The 11,798-nt window shown below is 43.5% G+C and carries 8 protein-coding genes; 4 read left to right on the top strand and 4 right to left on the bottom strand.

The features are described 5' to 3' along the window. Positions 1 to 34: 34 nt before the first annotated feature. Positions 35 to 367, top strand: a complete 333-nt coding sequence (locus AC3IRT_RS02660) for a HopJ type III effector protein (RefSeq protein ID WP_489394992.1) — start codon at positions 35 to 37, stop codon at positions 365 to 367. Between the two features lie 88 nt (positions 368 to 455). Continuing rightward, a complete protein-coding gene (locus AC3IRT_RS02655; protein ID WP_489394991.1) occupies positions 456 to 1,514 on the top strand; it encodes an AI-2E family transporter in 1,059 nt (352 codons plus the stop codon). A gap of 12 nt (positions 1,515 to 1,526) precedes the next feature. Here the strand turns inward: AC3IRT_RS02655 and AC3IRT_RS02650 are convergent, their stop codons facing one another. The 4 genes from AC3IRT_RS02650 to AC3IRT_RS02635 form a co-directional block, all read right to left on the bottom strand. Next, complete coding sequence (locus AC3IRT_RS02650; protein WP_489394990.1) at positions 1,527 to 3,278, bottom strand: M14 family metallopeptidase; 1,752 nt, start codon at positions 3,276 to 3,278, stop codon at positions 1,527 to 1,529. A 15-nt stretch (positions 3,279 to 3,293) separates the two neighbouring features. Further along, entirely contained in the window at positions 3,294 to 4,934 is a 1,641-nt protein-coding gene (locus AC3IRT_RS02645) for a M14 family metallopeptidase (protein ID WP_489394989.1), read from the bottom strand. Between the two features lie 147 nt (positions 4,935 to 5,081). Further along, on the bottom strand, positions 5,082 to 6,602 hold the full coding sequence (locus tag AC3IRT_RS02640; RefSeq protein WP_489394988.1) for a M14 family zinc carboxypeptidase: 1,521 nt from the start codon (positions 6,600 to 6,602) through the stop codon (positions 5,082 to 5,084). A 68-nt stretch (positions 6,603 to 6,670) separates the two neighbouring features. Beyond that, positions 6,671 to 8,005 (bottom strand): dihydroorotase, encoded by a 1,335-nt coding sequence (locus tag AC3IRT_RS02635; RefSeq protein WP_489394987.1) that lies wholly within the window; start codon positions 8,003 to 8,005, stop codon positions 6,671 to 6,673. Between the two features lie 152 nt (positions 8,006 to 8,157). On the opposite strand from AC3IRT_RS02635, the gene AC3IRT_RS02630 reads away from it, so the two are divergent. Continuing rightward, on the top strand, positions 8,158 to 9,387 hold the full coding sequence (locus tag AC3IRT_RS02630) for a hypothetical protein (protein WP_489394986.1): 1,230 nt from the start codon (positions 8,158 to 8,160) through the stop codon (positions 9,385 to 9,387). A 341-nt stretch (positions 9,388 to 9,728) separates the two neighbouring features. Further along, positions 9,729 to 11,795, top strand: a complete 2,067-nt coding sequence (locus AC3IRT_RS02625; RefSeq protein ID WP_489394985.1) for a TonB-dependent receptor plug domain-containing protein — start codon at positions 9,729 to 9,731, stop codon at positions 11,793 to 11,795. Positions 11,796 to 11,798: the final 3 nt, after the last annotated feature.

Genomic DNA, 11,798 nt, shown 5'->3' with positions numbered 1-11,798 from the left:
AGATTGTCTCTATTTTACTGCTCAATATAATTTCATGAAACATACTTTTTTACAGGATCTGAAAGACGGGAAACTGATCTTTGCAGATGTGATCGCTTACATAGAATCCGCATACAATCATACGCCAACGGCGTTTTGGAATGGAGAAATACACAATGAGAAGTCGCAAAATCAGGGAAGTGCCAAGGTATTGCAATTTGCCTTGCTCAAATCGTTGAGCGAGGAAGATACTTTACAGTTATTTGCCGAGCATTACCGTGCCGTACTAGATGATCCTAATGGAAATGACCATCAGAATATTCGGGCATTTATGCTGCATGGTTGGGAAGGTGTACGATTCGAAGGCACGGCATTGACCCTCAAATAAGCCGAAACTAATTTTCCGATTAGTTGTTCTCCTCTGTGACTGCTCTCGACAGAGCAGATCTCTACACGAAAAACAGAGTGATTTGCAGATGAGACAACAAACGAAGCTAGAGCGAGCGGTTCTGATCCTTGCCTTTTTTGGATTGAGCATCGCGCTCCTATATTTCGGAAAACCTTTCTTAGTTCCGTTTGCCTTGGGTGGTCTTTTAGCTATGCTACTGACCAAAGTGTGCGAACGACTGGAACGATTCAAGATACCACGTGGCGTGGCGGCTCTTCTGGCTTTATTCGGCTTTGTTCTCCTCTTTGCTGGTGTATTGACTTTGCTTGGCTGGCAATTAGCAGGCTTCTCCGAAAACATGGATGAACTGCAACAAAGAGCAACTGAGGTAGCAGCACAATTTCGCGCTTGGCTACAAAATAGCTTGGGCATAGATCATCAGCAACAACAAAAAATTGTAGACAGTCCCTCTGCTTCGGCTGGAAGTACGAGCAGCGTGCTAGTGGATTTTGCCTCTGGCACCATGAGCATCGCGGTCGACACGATACTAGTCATTGTATATACCTTTCTATTCATTACTTTCCGAAGACAACTAAAGAGTTTTGTATTGCTACTTGTTCCCACAGATCAGCGAGACAAAACCACCAAAGTACTGCATGAGTCAGCTAGCGTAGCACAGCATTATCTAGGCGGCTTATCCAAGATGATCGTAGCACTGTGGGTTATGTATGGCTTAGGATTTTCCGTTTTAGGAGTAGAAAACGCGATTTTTTTCGCTGTGTTTTGCGGATTGATGGAGATCATTCCCTTCGTAGGCAATCTGATCGGCACCTCATTCACCGTGTTGGCTGTCGCTGTGCAGGGTGGCGATAGCAAAATGATTCTTGGCGTTATCGGCGTATATCTGTTCGTACAATTTATTCAGACTTATTTACTAGAGCCGTTGGTCGTAGGCAATGAAGTGCGCATCAATCCCCTATTTACCATTGTCGGACTTGTACTTGGCGAGTTGATCTGGGGCGTAGGCGGCATGGTACTTGCCATCCCGCTTTTAGGTATTCTATTGATCGTATTCGATCATGTGCCTAGCCTGAAACCTTATGCATATCTGATTGGATCGTACAAAGACAAGAAAAAGAAGAAGTAAATCGGAAAGCGGCTAAGTTGTCTTAGCTGCTTTCCCTCCCTTTTTACTATTGACGGTTACGGTATACTTTCCACTTCCTTTCACAATCCAACGCACTGTTACGATGCCATTTCCTGGGATATTGGATATTTGAATATTTGCTGCATCTCGTTTCTGCTCTGTTGTCATTCCGAAATCTCGGTCGTTCACAATCATGCCAGCCACGACTGTTCCGCCAGTCAAAGTAGCAACATCAGGAACTTCAATTTTATTGGCCACATCCAGCGATGAATGTGTCGGTATAATCCGCTGATTTCTGATCACTGCGGTCACTTCGGATAAACCGGCGCCCAAATCTTTAACAGAAATTTCAGCCACTTCCAACTTCGGCGTATGGTAAGCATGGTAGATCACAAAAGAAGCATTTCGATGCGCATCACTTTCCATCAGAAAACCAGGATGCATACGACCGTAGTTCTTTTTAAATCCACCAATCTCGATCGCACCATATTGCGGGTGCTCATAGGGAGTCCACTCGACAAAGCCATCACCAAAGAGCAGAAATTGATCGAATATATATTGTTCATTTTGCGCATTCGCGTAATCATTGGGCTGTTGTCCTGTTTTTTGGAAGTAATAATTGGCCATCCACAGCTCATTGCTCATCGCAAAAATACCTCGCGCACTATGCATCCAATCAAATTCACCACCGTATACGGAATACAAATCTTTATAGGTGACGATGTAGCGATAACCCGGAATTAACAATTCCGCCTTTTTGCCCAACGCATCATACACGGCGATATCTGCCGATCTAAAATTTTCTTCGTCATCTTGCGCACCTGGGCCACGCAAAATCATACCGCCATAATTGTGAAAACTTTGCCCAGCAGCGATATTCGGATGCGCCATGATAAAATCGGCCACAGCACGATTCTCCGGCAAAGAAAACGGGTATTTGTAGGCGCCACTTTGCACATAATTCGGCTGCCAATTCCAGCCCCAATCTCGGTTTGGATCGTATCCGCCCACACCATCTTCGTTCACCAAGCCATCACCATCATTATCCAAACCTTCATAACCTAATAATTCGTATACGCCCTGCTGTCCTTCAGGTGCAGGTATTAATCTACGCGGATCTGCCGGATCGGTGATGAAGCGACCGTAATCACTCTTTCTCCGCATCTGCGTGATATGTCCGTCACCGTTCAAATCATCAAAATCATCTTCGTCAACCAAGCCATCGCGATCATTATCCAGTGGTTTGCGCCCCGTACGGGAAGAATGTTGTGTATTGGCTCCGTGGATGAAATTATCACGAGAATCTGGACTAATACTCGGCACGATATAAAAGGTTTTATCGGCCAATAGTTGTTGGAAGAATGGATTCCCAGCCGCGTGCATCTCGGTGACGTACCAAGCAATGTATAGGGCGAACTCTACGGTCTGCACTTCATTGGCGTGTATTCCACCGTCAATATACGTGGCTGGCTTCGTGGCCGATTCTCCTTTTTTCTTGTCAGAAATAGTCAGCAACCACAAATCACGCCCTTCGACAGATTTGCCGATGGATTCCAAATTCACCAAATCGGGATGTGCCGAAGCCATCTTACGATAGATCTCCAATAAAGCGGTATTGTCGTGGTAGCGATTCCAGCTGATCGATACCTTTGGGTTGGCCGGCGAACCTGCCGCAGCTAATATATTTTCTGCTTTCTGAGCGAATGACTGAGTAGCACAAAGTACTGCCAAGCCTATTACGATGGTATATTTATATAAATTCATTATTTCTGCGGCTAATTAGAGTGATACATTGACTGATTTTTTACCACTAGAACCATTTCCTGCTTCTATGGATAGCTTTCCACTTCCTTGGATCAACCAACTCAATTCGGTAAATCCATGTCCTTCCAGCGCTCCGATCGTTTGTCGGTTCTTTCCACTCAGCACTTTCTGTCCGCTACCGGTCTTGACTTCTACTACCACGTGTTTCAGAAAATAACTACGTTCACCTACCTGCGTCAAGGTAGGAAAAGTACCCTTATTCAGCACTTTCACAGATACGCGTGTTAGTCCGCCATCCAATTTCTCCGTCCGCACATCTACGATATCAATGATCGGTGCCATATCCGTCAGCTTGATTACAAAATCGGTGTGCTTGGCCACCAAACTATCGACCATATCGTATGGTGGATTGTGTAGCACGAATGGATGGATACCGCCCACTTCTACTGTTTTATTTGGGAAATCAGGATGAGAAACGGTTTTCCAAGGTGTATAATTGCCGGTTATTCCTCGCGCATCTGCCCACGAGAAATAAGAAGCGATGGGATCTTTTTCGGTATCGGCCACAAACCATCCCGGCGTCGAAAAGCTTAATCTCCCGTAATGATAATATGCCCAATCTGCAAAGTTCCCATTTCCGGCTTTTTGCTTTGGCGCATCACCGAGTTGCACGATATTATTGTAAATAGCGGAAACAGCAGCGTTGACCTGCGCATCTTGATCCGACCAGCTGTTGATCTTGCGGCCACCCGGTCGGCGACTGCCAGAAGGTGCTGCCGATTCACCTCCGCGCGCAGCTTGTTGCGGCGTAGACAGATTATTTTCTGGTCCAAACGAAACGACTGCGTAGACATTGAACGCATCGTATAGGAAATCGTACAAAGCTCTATTTTCTAGCTCCGATACGGCATGCTCACCTGCTCCTGGTTGGAAATTCTTATAGTTGTAGGTGTTGTTTTTATTGAAAGCAACTCCCTCTTCGCCATCTTCATTAAAAAGGCCATCCTTATCATTGTCCAATCCTTCGGAAAGCAATAGGTATTGACCGCGTTGATTTTTTGCCGGATCGGCTAAGAGCATAGATCTTGGATCTTTTGGATTAGGCAAATACGTACCACTTGCATCAGCAACACGCATCCAAGTGATCTTGCCATCGCCATCTAGGTCGTCGTAGCCATCTTCGCCTTTGCGGCCATCACGATCGTAGTCCAATGGACGCGCATTGCCCGTACGCTCGTATTGCAATTTGGCAAAGTATTGCTCTGTAGCATCTGGACTCATGTTTGGGAATACGTAAAACGTTTGCTGATCCAGTAAGGTGCGAATGCTGTCTTGCGAAGTATTGGCTAACAATTTTTCAGCAAATCCTACTGCCAATTCTACACCCAAAAGGTGATCTCCAGATATGCCGCCAACAATGGCGACTGCTGGTTTTTGCTCCAAATTTCCGTTACCGATGGATAGCATCCAAATGTCGGATCCGCCCAAGGTCTTAGTCATGGAAGTCACTTTTACCAATTGAGGATAGCGCGATGCCAGCGCTTTCACGCGCTGTGCCAGCTGCTGCTTGTTGCTGTAATCTGTCGGCTTTTGTGCCTGAGCAGTCATACCGCATAAGGACAGGATGCCCAGATAAAGGAAGATAATACGATTCATTAATAATGGTTTTCTAGTATTCAGCCACATGCTGCTTTCACGCCGAGCGCACAGCAACTCACTCTAATCTTACAATGGGTAACTCCCGAGATTAGAGATAGTCAGGTTGACCAACCTAAGGTATAAAATAAATCGCTTAACGAGTAATTAGAGTACGCGATTTTTGAAGGTTTCTTTTAAGGGTTGAGCTAAGTCAATGAGATAACCATTCAGCACAGCATATCGCAGTGTTCCAGCTTCATCTGCCAAGTAAAAATTAGCCGTCCCACCTAAGTCGATGCGCGAGGTGGTGTAAAACGCAGGTTGACTAAATACATGTATTGGTAGGTTATGAAATTGCTCTGCGCTGCCTAGAACTGTTGGCTTTAAACGAACGGCGATAAAGCCTTGTTTTAGCAAGGCAAAAGCCTGTGATTTAGACAGGTCGTTTACCGAAGAAATCACTTTATCCGACACTTTACCTTGCACAAAATGCAATGATGAAGCATCCACTTGATCGTACCCGAATGATTCTTTTAGATCGCCTAAATCTTCGACCCAACCACGCACAAAGTAATCGCGGCCTACTGTATTCTCTGCTCGGCGGATCGCAATATCCGTACGGAGTGGAATAGAATCTGAACCAATTTCTAGGTTTTGAATAAAGACATCATGCAATAAAGAAGAACCGTTGAACGGAATATCTTCGTATTGCGCGATTTCATATTGCTCATAGCTACTTTCTGCGATCTGCATCAAGGCATTTAGGATAATAATAAAGTTGAGCTTACGAATTTGCTGCTTCTCTACATCACCTTTTAGTCCTCCGGATTCGATGAGCACCGTAGCTGCGCCCCACTTTTGAAAATTATCTCCAAAGCCTCGCGGCGAATGCGTATCGTCGTATTTTGCTACCGCATCAGGCACATATTGCTGCACCATTTGTTGGATTCCCGCAATCAATTTCATGGCATTGCCGCGCGTTTTGTTGATTTCGCGCTCAGGATTATAGGCTGGTGCCAATAATGATATGGTGACCGGATTTTGGGTTTCGGGAACGTGGTAATAAATGGATTGATCGTGTAGATTGAAACCAAAAGAAGGTTTTACGGCATCGGCACGTGCTGCCAATAGCTTGCCTTCCACCGTCTGCTGCGCACGCGCATCCCGATTCAGATCTACGCTTTGCGCATTCCGACGATTGTAGATTTCTGCTCCATCTGGATTCAGCATTGGAATAAAATGGATCTGCAAGTTGCTTTTCAACAAATTCCGTAGGGAATCTCCATCATCTTCCTGACCTTCCAGAAAATTGAAGATATCCAACAAAGCCATCGTGGCGGTTGGTTCGTCGCCATGCATCTGCGACCACAGCATCACTTTAATATCGCCATCACCGTAGGTCAATTCAGAAATAGAACGGCCAGCGGCCGACGCACCGATTCGCTCTACCTGCAAAATACCTTTCTGAGCGTGCTGCTGTAACAGCGAATCTACATCTTGATGCTTGAATCGTCGGTGCTGGATCGAAGACTCCTGATAAGTCGAAAACAGCGAATCCCAGTCGGAAGTAGTGAGCGTCATAGCCGATGAATAATCTTTTTTAAACGAAGTGATAGTCTTATCCACTTGTTGGCAGCTGACAGTAAGTAGTCCAAGAATGCCTATATACAAAATAATTTTATCCATGGTATTTTTTTATCACGCTTTACTACACACTCCTCTACCGCATCCGCTCTTATTCTGCTTTCCCTCAACTATCGATCGAAAAGCATGCGATGGCCAGATCCTACTTCTTGTATTTGTCCTTGAGAATAAGCCACATTTCCGGACACGATCGTATGCTCAATACTCGCACTAAAGGTATTTCCTTCGAATGGTGACCATTTACATTTCGACAAAATATTTTCCTTTGTTACGGTATAAGGTTTATTCAGATTTACTAATACCAAATCTGCCCAATATCCTTCGCGGATAAATCCGCGTTGCTCGATTTGAAAACAGCGTGCCGTATTATGCGCCGTTTTTTGCACTAATTGTTCCAATGTCAACCGCCCTTCTTTGACCTTATCCAGCAATGCCTGTAGTGCATGCTGCACCAATGGCCCACCTGATGGCGCCTGCAAATAAGGTTGCGATTTCTCTTCAAAGGTATGTGGCGCATGATCTGTAGCGATCACATCGATCCGTCCATCCAATACTGCTCGCCAAATTTCATCGCGATCTGACGCTGTTTTTACCGCAGGATTCCATTTTATCAAGTTTCCTTTTGTGGCATAATCCGTATCTGAAAACCACAAATGATGTACGCAGGCTTCTGCCGTGATACGTTTCTTTTCCAACGGAATATCCTTGCTAAAAAGATGTGTTTCCTTACCTGTAGAAATATGTAAAATATGCAGACGCGTATCGTACTTCAAAGCCAATTCGACGGCTTTAGAAGACGATAAGAAACACGCTTCTTCCGAACGGATCGCTGGGTGCATATCGATGGTGATGGCCTCACCATACTTTTCTTTATAAACGGCCATGTTAGTGCGGATCGTGTTTTCGTCTTCGCAATGTGTTGCGACAAGCGTGGGTGCATTTTGGAAAATATTAGCCAAGGCCGTCTCATTATCCACCAACATATTTCCGGTAGAAGATCCCATAAAAACCTTGATACCACATACATCGCGTGGATTGGTTTTTAGCACTTCTTCCAAATTATCATTGCCCGCTCCCATAAAGAAGGAATAGTTGGCCAATGAGCTATCCTGCCCAATATCATATTTATCCTGCAACAATTTTTGCGTCAAGGTATTCGGCATCGTATTTGGCATCTCCATAAACGAAGTCGTTCCTCCGGCAACGGCAGCACGACTTTCGGTAGCGATATCTGCCTTGTAGGTAAGTCCCGGTTCGCGAAAATGAACCTGATCGTCAATCAATCCCGGCAAGAGATACAGCCCTTCTGCATTAATTTCTTGCGCAACCACTTTATCAATAGTTGGCGCGATCTGTTCGATACGACCATCTTTTATAAATATATCTAATACCTTGATTTCGCCTTCATTGACGACTTGTGCATTCTTTATTAATATCGTAGACATGATGTAAAAATAACATTTAATCCCCAGAATTTTGCCGTACGGCTGTTTCTCCGCCATAAAACACTGTATTTAAAACAGCTCACCACTTATTTTGTTGTAAATGGAATACATACAATGAATTACGCCACGTTTGGCCATAATATATTGGGGATATGATGAAGAACACTTATTTATTATTGATCATGAGCGGGTTTTGCTTCCCGGCTCTAAGTCAGGAACAGGATAGCACTTTATTGCAAAATAGCAACCTGAATACGCAAAGCGAAGATGCCCAAACCATTGCGCTCCTTACGAAGCAAGTAGAAAGCATGACGCGTGAGCTGAAGAACAATACCGAAAACATCAATATGTTGATGGCGAGTAAGGATCTGGATGCACAAAATCGGTATATGATTGTACGCCAAAATCTGGAAAATGCCACAAACGCTTACCGTCTATTGCACACCAAAATTCAGGTCATGAAAAATTACCCATCTAACCGTTTGTTTGAACCTTTAATCAAAGAATTGGGCAATCCAGAGAGCGATAAGCTGGGTTTTCGGTTTGATCAAAAAGTGGTGTCTTTGGTAGAAGATAATGTGAAGCCCAAAAAGAAAAATATGGCTTCGAAGATTTATGATGGGGTTACATCGATCGCCAAAAACCCGATCGTGAGCGCTATTCCTGTGGTATCTCCTGCAGCACAATTGACAAGTAGCGTGATGGGTTTTTTGCGGAGCACCAGTATCATGACTGATGATGTAGATCAAGCAACCATTGCCAAGATGGAAAATGAGTTGAATGGCTATATTCGCTTTTATAACTTATTGGCCGAAGCAAATACAGAATTTGATTACAATCTCAATATACAAAGGCAAGAGTTGTCTTTACTACAGCGCAACTTGTATGATCAGGTTCGCTATTTTGCAGAAAAAGTCGGCTTAGAACCCGAAGCCAGAGGCGACAAAGAAAGTGTTGATGAATATTTAAATAAATTATTCCTACGCTTGGATCAGAATTACATGGTGAGTTTGTTTTCACAGTTCGAACAAAAAAATCGCTCTGGAAATCGGGTAAACTACGACCAAATGTTGGTAACGGATGAAGGTAATGACTTGAAGGATGCCAATAATCGTTTAGAAGAATTTGTCGGTTTGATCAATCAGTTGGAATTCCAATATAGCAAGCATAATCGCTATACAGAGCAATATAGCGAAAAGATAAAAGTAGCATTGGATGAAGCTGCGACAACTGGCGTTACGGATGATCATATTCGATCTCAAATCAAGACCGAGGTCGATACTGCACAAACAGCAACGGATAATGAGTTCCGAAACGCGATCAATCTAGATGAATTGAGCAAAGCAAAAAAATCCATTCGCTATACCGCTAGGATTATTTAAGAAAATACTTATTGAAAATTGCCGCAGCCTCGTTCCTCTTCTTCGCAAGGACGAAGCTTTCTACAACTCTTTGATCATACCGTCCGCACGAGAAGGTAAGACGCGGTGATTTATAACTGAAATTATTTCTCTAATAAATTAATAAAAAAAGATCAGCGACAGATCTAAGCAGATCGCGATGTGTGATTTAGCGTTCTACAACCAATTATCCACGTCGACAACGAAGCAGCATCAGATCCAAAAAAATACTTTTTTAGAGTAAATATCCCCATCATTTTACAATCTCCTTACAAAATCATTTGAATTTTTTCATTTATTTGTAATTGATCTAAATAAAAACTATGTTTACCGCACGAAAACAATTATCGATGCGCAATACTTTTTATTTAACATCAATTTTTCTATTAGCATTCTATTATCCTGCTTTTGCACAAGACAACACACGCAATCAGATTGAGCAGGTCGTCGTCACAGCACAATTAGAAGCGACATCCTTAAAGAATTCAGTTTATAAAGTACGCACCATTTCGCAGGATCAGATTGCGCGTCGTGGTACGGTGGATATTAAAACGTTGTTGAATACCGAACTAGGAATCCGATTCAGCAATGACATGATGCTAGGAGAATCCGACATCGAGTTAATGGGCATGAGCGGTCAAAACGTAAAAATATTACTTGATGGGGTACCACTATTTGATCGAGGTGCCGAGCGCCAAAGCCTGACACAAATCGATGTAAACATGATCGAGAAGATTGAGATTATTGAAGGACCTGTTTCGGTGACCTACGGTACTAGCGCATTGGCCGGCGTGATTAACATAATCACCAAAAACAATATCGGTGGAAATCGCTGGCGAATTACTGCGCGATTACTCGAAGAAACTGCTGGTTCAGAATACAAGCCATTAAATGGTGAGGGCGTACACAATGCCTATTTAGGTATCTCTCATAATCTCAATAAATGGAATTTTGATGTAAATGCCAGCCGCAACACCTTTGGTGGGTGGCAGGGATCATCGACTTTACCGCAGTTGCAATGGCAACCAAAAGATCAGTGGTTGGCATCAGGCAAAATCGGATACAATGGCGCCAAACATCAGACTTGGTATCGCTTCGATTACATGAATGAAGATATTTATACACCAGGAGGTTTCAACCAGAATAATACCGTCGTTAACATCAACTACATTTCCAATCGCTACAACAATATGATACAAAGCAATTGGAAGTTTTCGGACCAACTGACAGCCAATGGTTCTTTTTCATTGCAAAACTACGACCGCAGCACAGTTACCAAACGTACGAACCTACAAACCAACGTAACGGAGACATTGACCGGAGCTGGTCAGGCTGATGTTGCCAAATTCAATACCGTATTCTTTCGCGGAACGATGCAATATCGATTCTCCCAACAAATCCATGCACAGCTTGGATTGGAATACGATGGTGAATCTGGTCGTGGTGATCGACTCCTAGAAAATGCCACCGTAGCACAATACGCAGCTTTTCTTTCTGCGGAAATTCGGCCAATACCCCAGTTGAACATACGGCCGGGCTTTCGCTTTATCGGAAACAATGTATTCCAAACATTGCCGGTGATACCTTCCATCAATCTTAAATATGGACTTGATGAGCAATTCGATATCCGCGCTGCCTATGCGAAAGGCTATCGTTCTCCTGCTTTGCGTGAATTATTCTTCAACTTTTTTGATGCGAACCACTCGATCATTGGCAATGAAAACTTAAGACCGGAAAGTTCCAATAGCTTCAATACCTACCTGTCTTACCACCGCAGCTTTAGCGAAATAACCAACATAAACTCGTCCTTGGGAGGTTTCTACAATACCTTTCGAAATATGATTGATTTTGGCTTCCCTGACGATGATCCAACGCTTTTCACTTATATCAACATTGCTGATTTCAAAACTACCGGTCTAGTGTGGGAAGGCACTTTAGCACATAAAGGTTTGCAAGCTGGGTTAGGTTTCTCCTATATCGGGAGATACAATCTATCTCGAGAAACCGACTCTTCACTTTCCGAGTTTTTATGGAGCCCGGAGGTAAACAGCAACCTTTCTTACCATTATACGCCTTGGGGCTTAAACGCTAACTTATTTTTTAAATTTTATGGCCGTCGACCAAGATTTGAAATTATACAGGAAATTAATAATGAACCGGTAACACAACAAGTATTTGTGGATAGCTTCACGATGAGCGACTTTAATTTAAACAAAAGAATAACCCATCAATTCAACATTACGGGTGGTATTCGTAACCTATTTGACATAAAGGATATTCGAAATTCCGCCACGGTAGGCGAAGGCGTGCACGGGGGTGTAAGTCCCTCTATACCGATGGCCAATGGACGATCTTATTTCTTAGCTATACAATTTAATATGACAAAATAAACA

This window comes from Sphingobacterium sp. KH_072 (assembly GCF_057837975.1).
Note: the sequence above shows the minus strand (reverse complement) of the source record. Positions and strands in the feature narration are given on the sequence as shown.